Consider the following 20,836-nt stretch of genomic DNA (forward strand, 5'->3'; position numbering starts at 1 on the left):
AAATTTCAAAACATTTTTAAACATTTCAAAACATTTTTAAACATTTCAAAAATGCTTAAATTATTTAATACTTTACTTCAATCACGCTAGGTAAAAAGTATAACACTCTCAAAACGCCTTTAACCTCGTCCCCACTAGCGCTTTTGACTTCCGCCACTACTACCTTATTACTCGTAGCCGTGTAGTCTTTAGCACTCGTGACGTTCTTATCGGTTTTAACGGGATCTAAAATCAAAAAATAGTTTTTTGCGGTTTCATCTTTGAATCCCACGCTCACACTTCCACTCGTAAGAGTTCCTACCACTTCCAAACTCACCTTAACCACTTCCGCACCCGTTGGCAGAGCCACCAAATCATAAACGCCGTTCTTAAATTCAAATTCCGCTTTTGCTAGATAGCTCACGCTGTGGACTTTTTGTTTCATTTTCTTTTTTCCTTTCTTATTCCATGTTAGACACTAAACCGATAACCGCAAAATCCTGGTTATCATAAGGCGTTGTAACTCCGTCCGTGCTTTGATACCTAGCCTTTGATACGCCTAAAAGACAATCCACGCCCACTAAAGACTTCCTGCCTGCATCCACGGTTTCATCAATGTAGAACATCGTTTCTTTAGAACCCGCTAATAACACCGCGCTAGCGCCGATCAGGCAACCGATAGAGATTTCTTTTTCTTTTTTGATTTTATTTTTAATTTTCTCATTAAGCTCTCCCGGGCTTACAATGTTATTAACATTCGCTTTATTAATATAACGCTTGAACTCGCTTTCACTTATGGTAGAGTTTGGCATACCAACATTCAACTTATTCCACACGCCCGCATCAATCACCGGGCAATTGTCAATCACGCCTAAAAGCCCGCTATAAAGCATGCCTTTATCTTCTCCAGCGAACGCATAAAGCTTGCGTAATTCTTTAAATTCGTTATCGGCTTTTAATTGGTTAGCTTGGTAGCTGTCTAAAAGGATAATGTAGCTTGTGTTTTGCACAACTACATTTCCAACGCTTTGCATGGTCGCTCTAATGGGTTTAATCGGGAACGCTTTGCTATTATCGCTTTTTAAGCCGTTTCTAGCGTGAAAAATCGCTTTTCTAATGGTCGCTACATTCATTTTTTCGCTGTAAAGGTAATTCGTAAAATCGTTAGTCAAGCCTGCAACGATCCTTTTATCCCTTTCTTCATTCATCCATGTGGTCAAGCTATCCACGCTTTCCTTAATGAAATCAATGCGTTCTAATTCACTGTAAGCTTTGATTTTAGATCTTAAGGAATTGCCAAAGGCTTCCGGATAGATCGTTTGGCTTAGGATTTCTAAATTATCATAATTCGCTTCAAAATCCGTATTCCCGCTCACACCGCTTCCGGTTAACTGCGCTTTAATCCTTGGGCGGAATGGTTGTTGACTAGCCACGCTAAAAAGCCTAACGCCACGATCCGCGCCTGTGCCTGTGATGCTAAAAAACGGGCTCTTAATCCAGCTTGCATTTTGAATTTCTCTACCGACTTCTATCCCTAAATTAGAGTTATTGGAAATGTTGTTGAAATTGATGTTATTGAGTTTTTCTAACATGTGATCGCTCCTTAGTATCTTGTCATGATGTTTTCATTATTGGCGTTTCCTACACCACTCACGCCGTTACCTAAGGCTTCTTTAGGCAATTCTCTCTCTTCTTCTTGTTCGTTTTTAGGCTCTTCTTTAGCGTTTAAAGCGTTGAAATAGTCTAAGATCGCTTCAAAAAAAGCCACGCCCTCTAACTTGTCAATCTGCTTTTTAATGCGGTTAGGAATCTCTTCATCGTAAAAATCTAAAAGCTCGTTAAAATCCACTTCAGGGTATTTTTTCAAAAACGCTTCTTTGTCTTTTTCAATTTCTTCAGCGTCCTTATCTCTTTGGATTTCATCGCTTAAATCCATCGCTCTGCCCACTTTGTCCGTAAGTTTCTCTTTTAAGTAGTTGTTTTGCTCCGTGAAAACAAACCGGTAAAACTCGGGCTTGTTGCTAAAAAACAAGTCTTCCACTTTCTCGTTTGTCTTATCCACCATGTGCTTAATGAAATCCTGTTCCAAACTCGCTTCCGCTTGCGCGATCTCTCGTTTTAAGGTTTCAAGCTCGATCTCTTTTTCTTTGATGCCCATGCTTATCCTTTTCTTATTTGATGATCAAACTTTAGCAAAACGCTAAAACGATTTTAAGGGTTATGTTTTGTCAAAAAAAAGATAACCCTATTTTTGTTTTTTTTTTTTTTTGATAATATTCTTTCGCTATTAGGATTTTTCTGTCGTTCCTAATAGCGGTTTCTTTCATGGTTTAAGTGTGTTAGCATTTTAAACTTATCTAAAAATACTCTTGAATGGCTTGGTTTAAGAGGTCTCCTAAACCCTTACAACCTTGCTAAAATGGATATTTTTAGAATACATCAGGCTTAAATAGTTCGTTAGGTTGTCTTTAGCAAGCTTCAATAATTGCCTGTAGTTCGCTAAAACGCTAAAATTGGTTTCATTGTTAGGGATTTCTAAAAGGCTGCATAAAACGCTATACACTAACACGTCAAGGCAGATTTTAGGCAATTTCACGCTATCTAAAACGTTATTAACCTCTTCGTAAGTATAATAGATCACTTCAAGCTCTCCGCTTCTAAAAGGCGTTACACTCAGCTTATCGCTCAAAACCCATAATTCTATTTCTCCGGTGTCTTTTTCTATGCTGTTACGGCTTTCTATTTCTTTTTTATCTAACTTAACGCTTTCTATACCTAAAAGGTTGTTAATCGTTAAAAAGCGTTCTTCTTCAGTGATTAAGGCTCTTGTGATCGTTTTGTTAAGCTTGAATTCTAAACAAATTTTTAAAAGCGCTTGATTAATGTTTTCCACTAGCACGCTGTCTAATATTTCGTAATTTCCTACTTCGTTGTCGTTTAAGCGTTCTCTAACTTTGGCTATCACTTCGCTAACTTCTATCATTTCAAAATCCTTTCTATCAATTGTTTTTCTTTTTCTAAAAAAAACTTAGGCTCAAGGTAATAAGCACCTTTAATAATATTCTTTTCATAGACTTCTAAAAAATCCGTTAATAAAGCCTTTTGTTTCTTGTTTTCTGGCTCTTTTAACTCTAATAGGTAGTTTTCTATGCTTTCAATTAAAAGTGCGTTAAAATTCAAATTTTTAGGGTAATCTCTATAATCCAAATCCCCCACGCCTTCACACACTCCAAAAAAAGCGTTATTGAATTTAAAAAAGTTTTTTTCTGTGAAGGGTAGTTTTATTTTTTGATTGGCTTGTATTTCTTGCGAATGGATTAAAACGCCTCTATAATCAAACGCTTCTAAAACACCGCTCATGTCAAAAACTACCGATCGCATCATTTCAAGCCTTTCACTTTAGAAAATATTCTCACAGCGCAATAAATCAAAACCGCTTTAAACACAGAAAACGCTTTCACTTCAAGCATGCTTTCTAAAAACAGATCGTCGCATTCTTTGCGTGTGTTAATAAAAAAATCTTTCTGTCTAGGCACTACACCATTCAAAACATCGCACATGTAGTCATGCAAAATCGCGCATTTCAAACCGCTCCCATATCTGGGAATAATAAAACTAAATCCCATGTTCGTAAAGCCATCGCTAGAAAAACCGCTCGGAATTATTAACTTTTTAGAATGATCGTTTTTAAGGTAGTATTCAAACCCTTCAACAAGCCTCAAACTCTTCCCATCATTGCTAAACTCAGCCACGATCGGCTCGCTAAACTTTCTCATGTCAAGTATTCTTTAATTTCAAATTTTTCTAACGCTTCTAAACTATTGATAGCGTTCAGGCGTTCTTTTTCTCTGCCATAAAAGACAATAAGATCATGCTTAAATTTTAAGGCCTGTTTAGATAATTGTAATAATTGCGCTTTAGTGTGATTTTTGTAAGTCTTATTACTTACAACGCCATCATTACTAACTTCAGCGCACCTAAAAACCGAATCAATGCCAGCGATAACTAAAGCTTGTAAATTCGTTTGATCTTCTATCGTTAAATCGTAAGCATGATTGCTCCCTAAAATGCTACTTTGAAAGCCTTTGATGACTTTTTCTTTACAAATAGCGTTAATTTGGCTTTCTATTTCTTGCTTTTTCTTTTTGAGCATGATCTCTTTGATTTTTTCTAAAACCTGCTCTTTAGTCGGCGTTTCTTGGTTCTCGCTTGTGATAATGTTAATATGTATGGCGTTACCTACCACTTCAAAACTCCCATTAAATCCCATTGCATCAAACACGCTTCCTAAATAATTCTTATAAGCGCATGCGTTTTCTAAAATCATTTTTTAACTCCTTGTGTTGGTTGTTTCTGTTGTTGTTATGTCGTTCAAATTTTGCGTGATCGTTGTTGCATTAGAAAAACCAGATCCATTACTTGCATTGCTTATGATCGTATCGTTAGGTAGTTCTTTAATGCTTGTTATGATCACTTCATTAAAATAATTGATATTCCCGTAAAAATAGCCATGATACAAACTTAAAACACCGCTCACATTCTCTATTAAAAGCTTTGTATAGTAAATTTGCGATACATACTTATGTGTGATCTTTTGGATGCTTTCTTTCAAAAAGCCTTCTTGCACTTTCAGCCCAAAATACGGATCTTTTTCTACAATTTTCGCGCTCACAAATTGGAAAAATACTTCTATTTCGTATTTTTTGCTTTTATCTAGATTGTAATCGCTCAAATCCTTGACTTTCTGTTCCCATCCGCCTTTAATATAGAACGTATTATGAATATAATACGCGCCCACAAACAAGCCGCTAAACTTCGGCTTTAGAGTTTCTAAAAGTTCGTTAAATGCGGTTTTTTTCGCTTCCGTGATCTCTGTTGTGGCTTGGTTTTTTTCTTGCGTGATGTTATTTAAAACTTCTTGCTTATTCTTGTTTATTTCGTTGTTAGCGTTCGTTTTTGCTTGCGTTAGCGCTTCAAGGCTTTCGGTTTTGTTGGTGTTTATTTGCGTTGTAGCGCTTTCTTTAGCATTGTTTAAAAAGATTTGATAGCTCGTTAAAAGCCTTGAAGCGATTTCCATCAATTGATTTTCTAGCTTTTTAACTTCGCTTTCAATGTTTTGGGTGTTAGCGTTTAAGATGTTCGTTACTTCTTGCTCATTAGCTCGCATGCTCGCATTGAAATCAGTTAAATAGCTTTCATATTCTCGTATTTTAGTTTGTAATCCATTGCTTGAATTTTCTAACCATTTAAGGACCCCCCTCAATCTTTCATCAATTTCATTGGCTTTTTGAAAAAAATCAATGCCCGTTATAACCTCTAAAATCCTTTTCACTCCCTTAAGGCTTAAATTCACCTGCTCTTCCCATGATGTAGCGTTATTCAAGGTGCTTTCAATCTCTCTTAATAACTCGCTTGTGATTTCTTTAAACGCTGGTTTTTCTTTAGTGGTGATTTCTGGGATTGGTGGATTAGGATAATTCATTTTTTAGCTCCTTATAAAAACTTCTCATGAGCGTTAAACTTTTTTTCTAACTCTGGCAATAGATCCAGTAATTCCCTGCTCTCCTTACTGCTTCTACCGCTTTCAATGCCATATTTAATGAAATCAAATACATTTATCTGGCTAATAGGCTTACTCGTTCCTGTAAAAACATTGGATGCGTTTTCTATCATTCGTTCTTTAGCTTTTACTAAAAACTCATAAAACTGCGCACTAGGGTTTTCAAGGCGTAAAAAGCGCGCAAAAGAACTACCTAATAATTGGCTTATTACGCTGTTGTAAGCGTCCTTATTTTCTTTAATGAAAGCATTCATGCCGTTTTCATCTGTTGTATTAACTAGGTAGTCAATACTATGCGCTAACTTAGAAAAATTATCAGTTCTGTTACCGCTTTCAAGCATTTTAGCGGTAGCGTCTAGCGCATCGGTTAGATAAGGTGAAATCGTGAAATTTTTAATCATGGTGTCGTTATTGAGATTGTGAAAATTCGTGCTGTTATTGGCAAACATTTCCTTAAACGCTTTAAATTGCTCTCTGTCTAGGTTTTTGTAAGCGTTATCAAACACTTCTAAAAAGCTGTTATTAGGGGTGTTTGTGGCGTAATGACTCAAAAGGCAAAGGTTAGCGTTTTCCACTTGATTGGTGCTTGGGTTTTTAGCGTCTCTTTCTAACACTCTTGCAACCTGATTGGCTAAATTCTCCACGCTGTCGCTTTCAAATTCACGCGGTAAATGTTTCAATCTATCGTTATAACTGCTCATCGCACTCAAAAGCATATCGCTAAAGCTGTTTGCTCGGTTTTCGTTAGATTTGCTCGCTAATTTAAAAATCTCTTTGTCGTTTAATTCCTGCTCTGGCATTCGCACTAAAAGCTCATTAGGTTTTAATCTAATGTTGAAGTTCTCTTTAAGCGCTTGTTCGTATTTTTTTCGGCTCTCTGCGTTAAAGTTTAGCATGCCTTGTATCCTGTGGTTGCCTGCGATAACTTGCCCGTCTGGTAAGATAATGGGCAAATCATCAAAACCCCCGCGCCCTACAATCAATTTAGGATCAAAGTGAGCGGCTATCTCTTCTACTTTCTTGCTATCCACTGCGGTGCGTGTTTGCGTGCCGGTGTTTTTGAAATTGGGCTTTAAATCGCTCTTATTGACGATTACAAACTTTAAGGGATGTATTTCGTCATCGTTTAAGCTAACGCTCGTTTTAGGGGCGTTTTCTGGCTCTTTATACGGTATGTTTTCACTTTTGGCGATTTCTCTGTCTAATTCGCTTTTACCTAGCGTGGCATTTTTTTGCGCTCTGATTTTATCTCTCAATTCGGCTTTTTCTTTATCTTTAATCTTTTGGGCGCGTTCTTTTTCTGCTTTAGCTAATCTTTCGCTTTCTAGTTTCTTTTCTTTCTCTAGTTGGCTTTTTTTAATATAGATAAGGGCGATTCTTGACTTGTTAGGCCTTCTTTAGTAGAATTGTTTTCATTAAGGTTTAAGACACTATAGTTGCTATTGTCTTTGTAATCGTTAGAAAGTGGCGGTTTGGTTTCTAACTCCCTTAATACTTTTTCATCTCTCTCATAGCTAGTAACCACAAAATGATTATTTAGGTTGTTATTATCCCATGTGTTTTTTAGCCCCACTCTTATGTTATTTAATTCCACGCTAACGCGCCCTAAATCGTCTTTAAACAATGCCCCGTTCTCAATGACTTCAGGGATAGATTTTAATAGCTCATCTGTTCTTTCTTTGATTTGCTCTGCATTTAATCCTAATCTTGTGTATTGTTTTTCTCTCTTTTCTAAGATGTGCGCTAATCCGTAGCCATCTTTGCCATCCTTGCCCCACACAAAATCAATCCCTCCTAAATCGTCCCTAAACGCTGTGCCTGCAACTTGTCCGTTTTTCTCTTGTAATAGTTTCTCTAACGCTTCTTTTGGCTTTAAAACAAATTCTGCGTAATTCTTACCGAATTGTTTTAAGGGCGTTATCGCGTCTTGTAGCGCTTTCTCTTGCTTAGTGATGTTTTCTTTAGCGCTTTTTACGCCTTGCGTGATCTCTTCAATCTTTCGCATCGTAGCGTTAGAAAACTTGGAATTTTTAGCGCTGAGTTCTAAATTCTTCGTGAAAGCGCTTATCGTGTGGCTTCTTTCTAGCGCTCTTTGAATGTGGTATTTTAACGCTGCGCCTCCGCTTAGTTCATCCAACTTCTTAAAAATGTAAGTTGTCGGTATGTTTCTCACAATATTACTTACTAATCTTTGCGTGAGCTTCTGGTTAAAAGCGCCTTCTAGGCTTGTTGCAAGAGGACTTTTAATGTCTTTTGTAGTCGTGTAGTTGATTTTGCCCGCTATCGTGGCGTCGTTTCTAAAGAGCTTGTCAAAACCTTTGGCTATATTTATATACTGCTTAGCTTTTGGTGTGCTAAAAACTTCGTTTTTAAACTCGCTTAATCGGTTAAAAAAAAGCGTGCTGTCAAATACTTTAAGGTTTTCGCCTTGCTTAATTGACTTCTCCATCAAAGCATTCAGCATGCTCAATTCTAGTTTTTCCTTATCTTGCTCACTCAATCCTTTCGTTAAAAGCGCATAGTTGCTTAAATCTTTCTCGCCTTGAGCTTGTATCACTTTCATAAGGTTTTCAATCGCTTTTTCTTTGGTGATCTCTCTGTCTCTTATCTTGGCGCTATCCACTAGCTCTAATGTTTGTTTCATGTTTTTATAGTCGCTGATAGCGGTCTTATTCAAATCGCTTAGTTTTTCATAAGCTTGCGTGTTTTGTTTTAAGATGTTTTCAATGCCTTTGTCAATGTCTTCTCTCAAAAACTGCGCGCTTATTTTTTTGATATAGCCTAAAGTGCTCGGGTCTTTAACATTTCTTTCATAAGCGTTAATCATTTGCCTAGCGTTTCTTAACTGACTGTAAGTAACACCTTCTGGACTGTAAATATTTTTTTCAATTTGGTTTAAAAAGCTGCTAGCTGTTGGATCGAATTTCCCTTGCTCTCTTAACCCTTTCACAAAGGTTTCAAATGCCGTTGTGTATTGAATGCTTTCTCTTAGATTGGTTTTATAGCTGTCATCATAAAGTTTTCCTATAATGCCATCAAGCGCTTTTTCATAGCTTTCCTTAGTGCCTTGTTCTAAATTATCAAAAATGCTCTTAACTTCGTAATCTTTCAAATCAAGCTGCCTCAAAGAATTTTTTAAATTTTCGGTCGTCTTGTTTAAAATCTTTTTTAGATTAGCGTTAGCGATGGGACTTGAGTTAGCCGCTTCGCTTAAAAAAGCTATCGCGTTGCCTGTCTCATCGCTTCTTATCGCTTGGATAAAAGCTTCTTGCTTTTTAGCTTGACTTTGCAATAAAAAAGCGTCTCTTAAAGCATCATACCCCTTCAAAATATTACTATCTTCGCCTACTTTTTTAACTAGTTCTTCTCGGTATTTGCTTTCGTCTGCTTTAGTGAGTCTCAATTCGCCTCCAAACCGCTTCGCTAATTCTCTAACTGTTTGACGCTCGTTTTCGCTTATGGTTTCATTCAATATCCTTTCAGCTCCTTTAGCGTTGCCTGTTACTATGTGCTTGCCTAAGGCGTATAAACCGCTAGTAGAAACATTAGCGCCTATGTTAAAAATGTTTCTTGGGTTGATCGCTTTTTTAATAAACTTCCCTGCTCCTAAAACCAAAGTGTCCGTTACTAAACTTAAAGCCCCCTCACTTAACGCATGCCTTATGATTTCGTCGGCTTTTTGATCTCTGTTCAAAAAAGCATTACCTGCAATCGCATCGGTTGCTCCACCTGCTATACTCCCTAACGCTCCTCCTACAATAGCGCCGCCTAATAAACCTAAAGCGCCTAAATTCTTCCCTGCTTTAGCACCGCTAGCCACTCCTATTAAAGATCCGGATAATGAAAACTTATTAGCGCTTAAAAAGTTTAAAAAATTATCAAAAAAGCGGTCGTTTATCTTATAAAATTTATCTCCCTTCCTCACAAATGGTTCATGCTTTTCATTGTAAACTACATCATCAAAACCGTTATTTCTAGCAATGTTTTTAAACTCGTTTTGATACTTTTCTCTTAACTGCAAGTCTTCACTAGAAAAAAGGCTAAAAGCGTCCTTGTCTTTTCTCAAGTTATTAAACAAATTCCATGATTTTTGCAAGTCTTTGGTTATGTCTTTGGCTTTTTCTTTTTCCTTGTATTCTTTAAGCTTCTCCACTTCGCTTTTACCTGTGATAGCATCAAGCGCATAATTAAAAAAACCGCTATCATTGTCTATTAATTCCTTATCGCTCTCGGTAAGTTCTTTACTCGTTTTCTTTAAAATTTCTTTTCTCTGTAAGTCTTTTTGATAGTCTTGCTTAGCGATCTCGTTCTTGGTTTTGAGCGGGTTAAAAATGCTAGTTTCGGCTTTGTTGTAGTATTCGTCTTTCAAAGCACTTGGCAAATCTTTAAAATCGGTTTTACTCTTTATGGCAACCTCTTTAATCTCATTTAATTGGCTCTCTCTTTGTTTGGCGTTGTCAGTTTGGATGCCTACAAACTCGCCTAACTTGTCTAATAAGCCTAATTCTTTTAATTCTTTGGCCTTTGAGTTTAATAACTCGTTGATTTCTTTCTTTTTAGCTTCAAAATCTTTTAAGGGCATGGTTTTTATTTGATTATTGTTATCTGTTGTGGTGTTTAGTGTGTTTAAAAACTCTTGTTGCATATGAAAAGAGACCTCGTAAATTTTCACCTATTAAATCTAAAAAGAAGGCGTTTTTAAAGGGGTATTTTTTTAAAAGACTCCAGTAAATTAAAATCATTTAAGATATCTCTAAACCCGTGTTTCAAGTTCTCGTTTAAATTAGAATGGTTGATCTCATTAAGGATGGATTGCTTTTTATCGGTGAATTCCTTAATGATTCTGTATTCTTGTGCTAATTGCTCTTCTATTTTTTGTAATTCTTTTGATTTTTCTAGGATTTGTCCCGTTAGCGCTTTAATGTTTTCTTCATTGGCGTTTTGCTTTCTTATTTCGTCCTCTAATTCTCTTTCTTTTTCTCTGATGCTCTCTTGCAAGTCCTCTAAAACTTTCACCGTTTTGATTTTAAAGTTGATTATCTTAAGTTTACGACCGTTAGAATACCACTTATTCTGTAAGAAAAACGCCCATGTTTGTCTTATTTTAACTCTATTTTCAAAACTGAACACCATTTGCTCCACATTCAAAGCCTTCGCAAAATTTAAAGGTGCAAAATAATTAAAATCCGCTCCGCCGGCTAAGCTTCTTTGAAAAGAATTATTATTCAGCTGATTTAGAGTGTTAATTGTGAATTGGTTGTTGATTCCATCCATGGGGTTAAACGCGTTTAAGGGGTTATAATTGTTTGACCCTGGATTATGATATTCAAAAATAAAGCCTTTAGGCAATATCGCGTAAGGGTTTGTCAAAAACGCGTCTAAGGCTTTAAATTCTTTGCGCTTAAAAAGGCCTTGGAAAATATTTTCTTGCTTATCGTATTCTTTCTCTTGAAAGTCAAAAAATAACCTTAATTCTTTACTAAAGCGTTGTTTCTTTTCTTCTTCTTGTCGGATCAGCTCTTTTAGTCTTTTAGCGGTGGTGAATAAATCATGGCGCTCTTTCTTAATGTGTTCTAACGAATTGATGTCCGCGTTATAATCGTGCAAAGATGATTTATGGCGGTTCACCATTCTATTTGATTTCTCTAGCGCGGCCTTGTAAACGTCTAAAGATCCTGCAAGATCTTTAAACCTACTACCTATCGTATAAAAGGTATTCTCTTGACCTTTAAAAATATTATGCCAATCAATAATGTGAGGCGTAATGCCTTGTCCTGCACCTTGTCCTGTCGTTCCATCATTAAGAGGTCCTAACGGTTCAAATCGTGGGATATAGGGATCGCTTTGGCCTCCTGGATAAGGGGCGGTTATATCAAAAAAAAACCCATTCAAAATCCTTTCTTGCGTTCGCTTACCCGGTTAAAACGGGTTCTGTAACTCCTTAATCTTATGATTCAGCGCTTCTATAAGCATGTAATCTTTGTTTTCTATGGCGTATTTTAGGCTATTTTTTAAGCCTTTAATCTTAAACTCGTTCAAACAATGTAAATAATCACGCTCTTTGATAATTTCGTATTTTTTCAAAAAGTCTAAACCCCTAAAATCGTTTAAAACGATTTTCTTGAAAATATCTTTAAACTCCACATCTTCCGGGCTTAAATACCTCCTTGCAATGTATCTAAACTCTTCGCTTTCAAGCATTGTCGCATAAATCCTCGCTTCTAAAAGGGATAACACGGGCTTTTTTATTTTCTCCATTTGGGTGTCTTCGCTAGGTAAAAAGCTTTTTAAAATCTTTAAGAGATCGCCTTTGATAAAGGGGTTCAAATCTTTAATCGCTCTTAAAATCCTTTTGTAATTAAAATCCTTTGTTTTGTTGTCAAATTCTGCTCGCAACAAATAAGAGCAATAAAACTTAAACCCGTTGATCTTAACTAGGTTTGGACGTTTATTCCTTTCTAAATAATCCCCCATGTCCTTAAAATCCTTGTCTTTAATTTTTATCACGCTTAAATTAGTGGTGTGGTTTAACAAACATATTTCAATCGCTCTAATACTGGCTTCTAATCCTGCTAAATCGTTGTCTAAACAAAAACATAGCTCCGCATTCAAATGGTTCAAAATCTTCACATGTTCTTTAGTGAATGCCGTTCCTATGCAACAAACCGAATTATTATAATCAAAATTTTCAAAACTCATCACATCAAAAAAACCCTCGCATAGAATGACTTGCTTTTTTTGCGTTATCGCTTGGCGCGCTCTGTCTAAATTGTAAAGTATGAAAGATTTTTTGAAAATCTTTGTGTCTCTGCCGTTAATGTATTTAGTGCCATTCCTAGGATTTTTGATCGTGCAAGTTCTGGCGCTAAAACTAACAATGTTCCCTTTAGTGTCTTTCAAGGGAAAAGTGATCCTATAATTGCAAAAGATTTTAAGCTCTCTGTCTTTGTTTGCATCACTAAAAAGCCCGCTCGCTATCAAATCATAAGGGGTAAAACGCTTTTTCAATTCTTCTTTTTCTTCGTTAGTGCAAAAACCCAAACCGTAATCTTTAACCTTTTCTAGTGTAACGCCTCTCCTATTTAAATACTCTAAAACAACAGGCTCTTTTAAAATCCTTTCTTTGAAAAGGTTGTTAGCAAACGCTAAAATTTCTTTTAGCCTTTCTTTTTCTTCTTTCTCTTCGTTGTTGTCGTATTCTATAGTGTAGTGATACATGGAGGCTATTTCTTGAATCGCTTCGGTGAAACTGATTTTTTTAAATTCTTGCAAGAATTTAAACGCATCACCGCTAACGCCACACCCAAAACATTTAAAAATATTCTTTTCTTGGCTGACAAAAAAAGAGGCGCTTCTTTCATCATGAAACGGGCAACACGCTTTTAAATTCGCTCCGCATTTGTGTAAGTCTAGGTATTTTTCTATGACATCAACAACGCTAACGATATTTTTAAGACCTTCAAAATTAATAATCATTGTAGATCCTTTAATCTCTGAAATCGTTTAAATCATAGCCGCTAAAATCGCTTTCTTTAAACTCTTTGTAATTCGTGCTGATTTCAAACAACTTATAATCACTAATTCTAAAAAATTGAATTCCTTGTAATCCTGTCTGTTTGTTTTTTAAAATCAAAACCTTTCGGTATTTGCCTCTCTCATTGTAATCTTTAATGTGTTTGAGTTCCCCACTCTTGATCTTTTCAATCCTAATCATTACATGCGCTTCATGAGCGCCTTTACGGCTTCCTGTTGGGGCATAGCTGTCGTTTTTGGAGTTTTGAATAATCAAAATAATTATGACTTGCAAGCGCTTTGCTAGATCGGCTAAAGTAGTGAATTTAATTGTTTCTACTTCTTCAATCGTCCTTCCTACGATGGGAGCTTGTATTTTCATCTGGCTGTCAATGATGAAAAGCTTATGCCCTTCTTTAGCTAAACCTCTAATCTGTGAAACTAGATCATTAATCTCGCAACTTAGATCATCAATGAAATAATTTTCTTTATTAATTTTGAAACCTTTAGAGCTCAAGGTTTCTATATGTTTCCTCACGCTAAATTCAAAACCAAAATAAGTAACCTTGTGCTGTTGTTGCGCGTTGGTGATGTATTGGATACTCAAAAGCGTTTTACCGGATTCGGGATCGCCGCTAAGTAAAATCAATTGCCCCACTTCAAAACCGCCATCGCTGATATTGTCTAAAAAGTCAATTCCTGTGTGTATTTTTTCTATTTTAGGTTTTGATTTGAAAAACTCTTCCCACTCCCAATAATACCTCCCGTTTCGGTTAGATCCTAATTTGATGTATTTGCTTAAAAAATCAAAATCAAAAATCTCGCTCTTTCGTGTGGCTTTTATTAGCTCGTTTGCTAAATGTTCCTGCATCTTTAAACTCAAATAAGTTTTAAAATCGCTCCTTAAGTCTAAATAGTTCGGATAGCTATCTGCCTGTAAAATAGCGCTAAATTCTTTGCTTTCAAACGCTTCATCGCCTATTTTTAGCCTTATAGTTTCAAGCTGCACGACTTGGTTTTTGTTTTTCATCTCTAACAAAGCTTGAATTATTTTTTGATTAAAAAGCGTGAAGCTTGTTATGTGTATTTCTTCTAAAAATTCCTCCAAATCGTTTGGATAATTTATGAAACTATTCATTATCAAGTTCTGCATTTTTCCCTTTCTTTCTGTCTCTTTTTGTTTTTTGTTCTAAAATGCTTATTGCAATCTCAAAACCTTTCGTTTGCAAGTTCAAAAATAGGTTTTCTTCTTGAAACTTCCTAATACCCTCTAAAATAGCTAAACGAACTATTCTTGCAAATGTATAGTTTTTTTTCTCTGCATCCTTTTTAGCTTTTTGTAGGTGCTTTCTCTTAACTTTAGCCTCTTTCGCGTAGTTTTTAAGAGTCCTTCTATAAGATCGTTTTGATTTATTCCATGCTGTCTCATTTTTATTTCCTTTATCTTTTTCTAAAAAATAGATAATCATTCTTTCAATAATTACAGCCCTGCTTTTTCCCTCTTGCTCTTTAATGAGTTTTAAAATTTCCAACAACACGCTTTCAACAAGTAGGCATTCAGTCTCTACTTTGGGTTTAAAATTCTTTTGCTTGTGTTCGTAATGAAATGATCTCATTGCTTGCTCTCTTTCTTTGCGCCTACCAGATGCAATAACCGTTATATTTGGGGTTTGGTTTGTATTCAAGCGGCTCCTCTTCTTGCTTTTGGGGCGTCCATCTAGCTTTAAACTCAAAAACAGCATAAAGTTCGTTATAACCCTTGCGTATACTCTGCTCTACACTTTTTACTATGTCTTGGCCTTGTTCTTTCAGCTCTAACGCTTGTTTTAGTAAAGCTTTTTTCGTGGCGTAAGTTAGCTTTTCTTTCTCGTTTCTGTAGTTTAAAAACCGCTCAAACGCTTGTTTATCGCGCCTTTCTAATCCTCTTGTGTCAAGATTCCCTAAAATAGAAAAAATGAAATCACTAAAGTGTTTAAACATGCTAAAGTTTTTAATAGAGCCTCTAAGACAAGAAAAATTATCATGCTTGTTTTTTTGATCCGCTTGATTTTGCAAATTCTCACTCACATTCTCATCCATTTTTTCATGTTTGTTGTTATTATTCTTCTTTATAAGGGTGGTAAAAATTGGTGTTTCGGTGCAAACTTCGGATTTAAGGGGTTTTTCGGCTTGTTTTTCTACAATTTGCCGCATGGTAAATTTTGGTGTTTCGGTGCGGTTAGATTCATCAACGATAATAAAGTCCTCTTGCTCTAATTGCTCCTTAGTTGGCGCTAAAATGTAAGCCCTTTTGCCTAAAAACTTTCCTAACTTATTTTTGTAGTAAATGATTTTCAAAAAACCTTTTTGCACTAGCTCTTTTAAATACTTGTTAAGAGTTTTAGCATTCATGTCTAGTTGCTTACACAAAAATTCTTTTCTTGGGTTAAATGAGCTTGCTAGACTGCTTAAGGTGATAAAAACAATCCTTGCATCTCTGCTTAACGGGCTGTCAATGAGGATACTATTAGCGGTTTTGGTGTAGTTGCTCTCAACATTCAAATTATTTTTTAGTATGTAGTTCATGTTTAATCCTTTTTGTGGTTTTTAGAGCCTTTTAAGGCTTTTAAATAGGCGCATAAATCCTTACCAATATCGTTCAAGCAACAAACTTTAAAGTAATTGTCTTTTTTGTCGCATTCTCTTTTTCTATTAATGATCCATTGATCGCATAAGCCTTTTTTTTTAAGCTTATTAAAAATCTTAAGCGTGTAGTAGTAATCAATGTTGAGTTTTCTTGAAATCTCGTCGGCTGTTTTAGGCAAATACGCTTTTTTATTTAGAAATTCTAAAACTCCTAAATCGATCGGTTGTAATTTTTCTAATTCCATGTCAAACCGCCTTTTTTTGGATTAAAATAGAATAGCTCGTTACGCACTTATTCCTCACATTGCAAACGCTTGATTTAATCGTGTGTGTTTTTTGGAGTCTTCCTAATTTTTGAATGAAATCAAAAAAACTTAAACCCGTATCGCTTCCTTTGATCGTTTGGTAAGTCAAATACTGGAATAATCAAAGCCATAAAGCCAGAAATTTTTATCATTGAAAACGTGAAAAACATAATCTCTTGCGCTAAAGGCTATTTTTTAGAAGAAATTAAAGAAAGGTTGAACGCTTTAGGGTATCAATTGAGCTATCAAATCCTAAACGCTAAAGATTATGGCGTGCCTCAAAACAGAGAGAGAGCGTTTATTGTAGGGGCTAGTCGTTTCAGTTTTGATTTCAATCTTTTAGAGCCTTCTCAAAGCGTGAGCGTTCAAGATGCCATAAGCGATTTAGCTTATCTTTGTTCTAATGAGGGGGCGTTTGAGAGCGATTATTTAAACCCTGTCCAATCAAGCTATCAAGCCTTAATGCGAAAAAATAGCCCTAAATTATACAACCACCAAGCCACCAACCACTCGCAAGCCGCTTTAGAGAAATTAAAACTCATTAACAAAGAGCAGGGCAAAGAATGCTTGCCTAAAAACTTGCATGGCAAACAGCAATTCAAAAGCACATGGGGGCACTTAAATTGGAATAAAATCAGCCCCACCATAGACACACGCTTTGACACCCCAAGCAACGGCACCAACTCCCACCCTGAATTGCACCGCTCTATCACGCCCAGAGAAGCCGCCAGGATACAAAGTTTTAGCGGTAATTATATCTTTTATGGCAATAAAACGAGCGTTTGCAAGCAAATCGGTAACGCTGTGCCTCCTCTTCTAGCCCTAGCCTTAGGCAAAGCGATCTTAAAAAGCTTAAGAAAATGATACAAATTTATCACGCTGACGCTTTTGAGATCATCAAGGATTTTTACCAGCAAAATTTAAAAGTGGATGCGATCATCACAGACCCTCCTTATAACATTTCGGTTAAAAACAATTTTCCCACCCTAAAGAGCGCTAAAAGGCAAGGCATAGATTTTGGGGAATGGGATAAAAATTTCAAGCTTTTAGAATGGATCACGCGCTACGCCCCCTTAATCAATCCAAACGGCTGCATGGTGATTTTTTGCTCTTACAGGTTTATAAGCTATATCGCTGATTTTTTAGAAGACAACGGCTTTGTAGTCAAAGACTTTATCCAATGGGTTAAAAATAATCCCATGCCAAGAAATATTCACCGGCGCTATGTCCAAGACACGGAATTTGCCTTATGGGCGGTTAAAAAGAAAGCCAAATGGGTGTTTAACAAACCCGAAAATGAAAAATATTTACGACCTTTGATCTTAAAAAGCCCTGTGGTGAGCGGGCTTGAAAGAGTCAAACACCCCACGCAAAAAAGCCTAGCCTTAATGGAAAAAATCATTTCCATCCACACAAACCCTGAATAACATCGTGCTAGATCCTTTCATGGGGAGCGGCACCACCGGCTTAGCGTGCAAGCGCTTGAAACGGAATTTTATCGGTATAGAATCAGAAAAAGAATATTTTCAAACCGCCAAAAAGCGTTTGAATCTGTTTTAAAAACGCTATTTGAATGAGATTGTGTTATAGTTATTTAAAAGGATATTTTGAATGAAAAGAATGTTAGCGGAGTTTGAAAAAATCCAAGCGATTTTAATGGCGTTCCCCCATGAGTTTGGCGATTGGGCGTATTGCATCAAAGAGGCTAGGGAAAGTTTTTTAAACATCATTCAAGCCATAGCTAAACACGCTCAGGTGTTAGTGTGCGTCCATACTAGCGATACTATCGGCTATGAAACGCTTAAAAACTTATCTGGTGTAGAAATCGCAAAGGTCGACACTAACGACACATGGGCTAGGGATTTTGGAGCGATCAGCATTGAAAATCATGGCGTTTTGGAGTGCTTGGATTTTGGTTTTAATGGCTGGGGGTTGAAATACCCTTCCAATTTAGACAATCAAGTGAATTTCAAGCTCAAAAATTTAGGGTTTTTGAAACACCCTTTAAAAACGATGCCCTATATTTTAGAGGGCGGGAGCATAGAAAGCGATGGGGCCGGGAGTATTTTAACCAACACCCAATGCCTGTTAGAAAAAAATCGTAACCCCCATTTGAATCAAAATGGAATAGAAAACATGCTTAAAAAGGAATTAGGGGCTAAACAAGTGCTGTGGTATTCTTATGGCTATCTCAAAGGCGATGACACCAATAGCCATACCGACACGCTCGCTCGCTTTTTAGATAAAGACACCATTGTTTATAGTGCATGCGAGGATAAAAACGATGAGCATTACACAGCCTTAAAAAACATGCAAGAAGAATTAAAAACCTTTAAAAAACTAGATGGAATGCCTTATAAACTCATCCCTCTAGAAATCCCCAAAGCCATTTTTGATGAAAACCAGCAACGCTTGCCGGCAACTTATGTGAATTTTTTATTGTGCAATGACGCTCTTATTGTGCCCACCTACAACGACCCTAAAGACGCGCTCATTTTAGAAACCTTAAAACAACACACGCCCCTAGAAGTGATAGGGGTTGATTGCAATACTTTAATCAAACAGCATGGAAGCTTGCATTGTGTAACGATGCAACTTTATTGAACAAAATCACGCTTTTTGGCGTGGTTCAAGGCGTGGGCATGCGCCCTTTTATTTATACCCTAGCTCAAAAATTAGAGCTTGTAGGCTTTGCGCGTAACACCCAAGCGGCTTTAGAAATCATCTTACCCGCTCATAAAACAGAGTCTTTTTTAAACGCCCTAAAAAAAGGGTTACCCCCTTTAGCGTTGGTTGAAAAAATCGTTATTAGCCCTTATGATAAAACGCTCAAATCCAATGGTTTTAGGATTTTAGAAAGCAAGAACCACCCCTTAAATTTGCTCAGTCAAATCCCTAAAGATTTAGGCATGTGTGAAGATTGCTTGCGCGAAATCAGAGATAAAAACTCCCCCTATTTTTATTACGCTTTCAATTCTTGCGCGAAATGCGGGGCGAGATACAGCCTTTTAAACGCCTTGCCCTATGACAGAGAAAACTCCGCCCTAAAGCCTTTCAAACTCTGTGAGTTTTGTGCATTCGTTTATAAAGACGCCAATAACAAACGCTTCCACATTCAAGGCATCAGCTGCAAAAAGTGCGGTATTACGCTCAGTTACAAGCGATTCAAAAATGATGACGCTCTTTTAGAATGCGCTAAAGACATTCAAAAAGGTAAAATCATCGCTCTTAAAGGTTTGGGAGGCTTTGCCCTCTTGTGCGATGCGAGGAATTTTCAAACCATAGAAAGATTACGGCTTTTAAAAAACCGCCCCCTAAAACCTTTCGCGCTCATGTTTAAAGACTTAAACACAGCCAAACAGCATGCGTTTTTGAATGCATTAGAATGCGAGAGCTTAAATTCCACAAGCGCCCCCATTCTTTTAGCGCGTAAAAAACCGAACACGCAATTAGCCCCTAATATCGCTAAAAACTCCCCCTTTTATGGCGTCATCTTACCCTATACCCCTTTGCATGCTTTATTACTGGATTTATTGGATTTCCCTATTGTATTCACGAGCGCGAATTTCAACTCCCTCCCTTTAGCGAGTAATGAAAAAGAGATTGATTCGCTTCATTTTATTTTTGATTTTAAGCTTACGCACAATCGCGCCATCATCCACAAGATTGATGATAGTATCGCGCAGCGCGTGGATAATGTAATTCGCCCCATGCGTTTGGCTAGAGGGTTTGCCCCCCTTTACCTCACTTTGCCCAAACGCTCTAATGGTTCGCCCAAAAAGATTTTAGCGCTTGGAGCGGAGCAAAAAGGGCATTTTAGTTTATTGGATAGTGAAACTTCTGTTCTTTTACTCTCGCCTTTTTGTGGGGATTTGAGCGTTTTAGAAAATGAAAAACACTTTAAAGAAACCTTGAATTTTTTCTTAAAAACCTATGATTTCAAGCCCACGCTCTTAGCTTGCGATAAGCATCAAAACTACACCACCACTAAAATGGCTTTTGAATTTAATACGCCCTTGTTGCAAGTCCAGCACCACCATGCCCACTTTTTAGCGAGCGTTTTAGACGCATTATTGCAAGATCCGCATTTAAACCACCCCTTTATAGGTATTGTTTGGGACGGGAGTGGGGCTTACGAAAATAAGATTTATGGGGCGGAGTGTTTTGTGGGGGATTTTGAATACATTGAAGAAGTGGCTAGGTTTGAAGAATTTTGGCTTTTAGGGGGGCAAAAAGCGATCAAAGAGCCTAGACGCCTAGTTTTAGAAATCGCTTTAAAACACCAGCTCAACAAGCTTTTAAAACGCGTTCAAAAGCATTTCAAAGAAGACGAATTAGAAATTTTCCAACAAATGCATGACAAAAAAATTCAAAGCGTCGCTACCAATTCCATAGGGCGTTTGTTTGATATAGTGGCGTTTAGTTTGGATTTAACAGGAACGATCAGTTTTGAAGCCGAGAGCGGGCAGGTTTTAGAAAATCTAGCCCTACAAAGCGATGAAATTGCCTTTTACCCTTTTACAATCAAAAACAGCGTGGTGTGTTTAAAAAAATTTTATCAAGCGTTTGAAAAGGATTTGGGCGTTTTAGAGCCTGAACGCATCGCCAAGAAATTTTTTAACAGCCTAGTAGAAATCATTACCGCTTTAATCGCGCCTTTTAAAGAGCATGTGGTGGTGTGCAGTGGGGGCGTGTTTTGTAATCAATTATTATGCGAACAATTAGCCAAACGATTGAGGGGGCTAAAGAGGCAGTATTTTTTCCACAAGCATTTCCCTCCTAACGATAGCAGTATCCCTATCGGTCAAGCCTTAATGGCGTATTTCAACCCTACAATCATCAAAAAAGGATAAAA

15 protein-coding genes and 5 pseudogenes are annotated in these 20,836 nt (G+C 36.9%); 4 read left to right on the forward strand and 16 right to left on the reverse strand.

Annotated features, from left to right (window positions below; all coding sequences use genetic code 11):
• Positions 1–64: 64 nt before the first annotated feature.
• The 16 genes and pseudogenes from D2C78_00890 to D2C78_00965 form a co-directional block, all read right to left on the reverse strand.
• Positions 65–424: a hypothetical protein gene (locus D2C78_00890; GenBank protein ID QEF34668.1), complete on the reverse strand. Its 360-nt coding sequence runs from the start codon at positions 422–424 to the stop codon at positions 65–67.
• Positions 425–440: 16 nt separating this feature from the next.
• Positions 441–1,571: a DUF4043 family protein gene (locus D2C78_00895; GenBank protein QEF34669.1), complete on the reverse strand. Its 1,131-nt coding sequence runs from the start codon at positions 1,569–1,571 to the stop codon at positions 441–443.
• A gap of 11 nt (positions 1,572–1,582) precedes the next feature.
• A complete protein-coding gene (locus D2C78_00900) occupies positions 1,583–2,137 on the reverse strand; it encodes a Coiled-coil domain-containing protein (GenBank protein ID QEF34670.1) in 555 nt (184 codons plus the stop codon).
• A 237-nt stretch (positions 2,138–2,374) separates the two neighbouring features.
• A complete protein-coding gene (locus D2C78_00905; GenBank protein QEF34671.1) occupies positions 2,375–2,962 on the reverse strand; it encodes a hypothetical protein in 588 nt (195 codons plus the stop codon).
• Positions 2,959–3,360 (reverse strand): hypothetical protein, encoded by a 402-nt coding sequence (locus D2C78_00910; GenBank protein QEF35793.1) that lies wholly within the window; start codon positions 3,358–3,360, stop codon positions 2,959–2,961. The genes D2C78_00905 and D2C78_00910 overlap by 4 nt, the downstream gene beginning before the upstream one ends.
• Positions 3,360–3,755 carry a DUF1353 domain-containing protein gene (locus D2C78_00915; protein ID QEF34672.1) on the reverse strand — a complete coding sequence of 132 codons (396 nt, stop codon included), beginning with the start codon at positions 3,753–3,755 and terminating at the stop codon, positions 3,360–3,362. The genes D2C78_00910 and D2C78_00915 overlap by 1 nt, the downstream gene beginning before the upstream one ends.
• Positions 3,752–4,306 (reverse strand): hypothetical protein, encoded by a 555-nt coding sequence (locus D2C78_00920; protein ID QEF34673.1) that lies wholly within the window; start codon positions 4,304–4,306, stop codon positions 3,752–3,754. The genes D2C78_00915 and D2C78_00920 overlap by 4 nt, the downstream gene beginning before the upstream one ends.
• 3 nt (positions 4,307–4,309) lie before the next feature.
• On the reverse strand, positions 4,310–5,461 hold the full coding sequence (locus tag D2C78_00925) for a hypothetical protein (GenBank protein QEF34674.1): 1,152 nt from the start codon (positions 5,459–5,461) through the stop codon (positions 4,310–4,312).
• Between the two features lie 11 nt (positions 5,462–5,472).
• Positions 5,473–7,178, reverse strand: a pseudogene (locus D2C78_00930) (DUF3519 domain-containing protein).
• A 240-nt stretch (positions 7,179–7,418) separates the two neighbouring features.
• Positions 7,419–10,184 (reverse strand): annotated as a pseudogene (locus D2C78_00935) (hypothetical protein).
• Positions 10,185–10,237: 53 nt separating this feature from the next.
• Positions 10,238–11,431 carry a hypothetical protein gene (locus tag D2C78_00940; protein QEF34675.1) on the reverse strand — a complete coding sequence of 398 codons (1,194 nt, stop codon included), beginning with the start codon at positions 11,429–11,431 and terminating at the stop codon, positions 10,238–10,240.
• Between the two features lie 27 nt (positions 11,432–11,458).
• Complete coding sequence (gene dnaG, locus D2C78_00945) at positions 11,459–13,015, reverse strand: DNA primase (protein QEF34676.1); 1,557 nt, start codon at positions 13,013–13,015, stop codon at positions 11,459–11,461.
• A gap of 10 nt (positions 13,016–13,025) precedes the next feature.
• Positions 13,026–14,189 (reverse strand): helicase DnaB, encoded by a 1,164-nt coding sequence (locus D2C78_00950; protein ID QEF34677.1) that lies wholly within the window; start codon positions 14,187–14,189, stop codon positions 13,026–13,028.
• 122 nt (positions 14,190–14,311) lie between these two features.
• Positions 14,312–14,667: pseudogene (locus D2C78_00955) on the reverse strand (hypothetical protein).
• 22 nt (positions 14,668–14,689) lie between these two features.
• Positions 14,690–15,616: a DNA-binding protein gene (locus tag D2C78_00960; GenBank protein QEF34678.1), complete on the reverse strand. Its 927-nt coding sequence runs from the start codon at positions 15,614–15,616 to the stop codon at positions 14,690–14,692.
• A 2-nt stretch (positions 15,617–15,618) separates the two neighbouring features.
• Complete coding sequence (locus D2C78_00965; GenBank protein QEF34679.1) at positions 15,619–15,921, reverse strand: hypothetical protein; 303 nt, start codon at positions 15,919–15,921, stop codon at positions 15,619–15,621.
• Between the two features lie 177 nt (positions 15,922–16,098).
• Between D2C78_00965 and D2C78_00970 the strand changes: the two are divergent.
• From D2C78_00970 to hypF, 4 genes and pseudogenes are all read left to right on the forward strand, one after another.
• A pseudogene (locus tag D2C78_00970) lies at positions 16,099–16,845 on the forward strand (DNA cytosine methyltransferase).
• Positions 16,842–17,541, forward strand: a pseudogene (locus tag D2C78_00975) (site-specific DNA-methyltransferase). Before D2C78_00970 ends, D2C78_00975 begins: the two co-directional pseudogenes overlap by 4 nt.
• Positions 17,542–17,592: 51 nt before the next feature.
• Complete coding sequence (locus D2C78_00980) at positions 17,593–18,585, forward strand: agmatine deiminase (GenBank protein ID QEF34680.1); 993 nt, start codon at positions 17,593–17,595, stop codon at positions 18,583–18,585.
• On the forward strand, positions 18,525–20,834 hold the full coding sequence (hypF, locus tag D2C78_00985) for a carbamoyltransferase HypF (protein ID QEF34681.1): 2,310 nt from the start codon (positions 18,525–18,527) through the stop codon (positions 20,832–20,834). The genes D2C78_00980 and hypF overlap by 61 nt, the downstream gene beginning before the upstream one ends.
• Positions 20,835–20,836 lie beyond the last annotated feature (2 nt).

It is taken from the genome of Helicobacter pylori, assembly GCA_008032935.1.
Lineage (GTDB): Bacteria > Campylobacterota > Campylobacteria > Campylobacterales > Helicobacteraceae > Helicobacter > Helicobacter pylori_CX.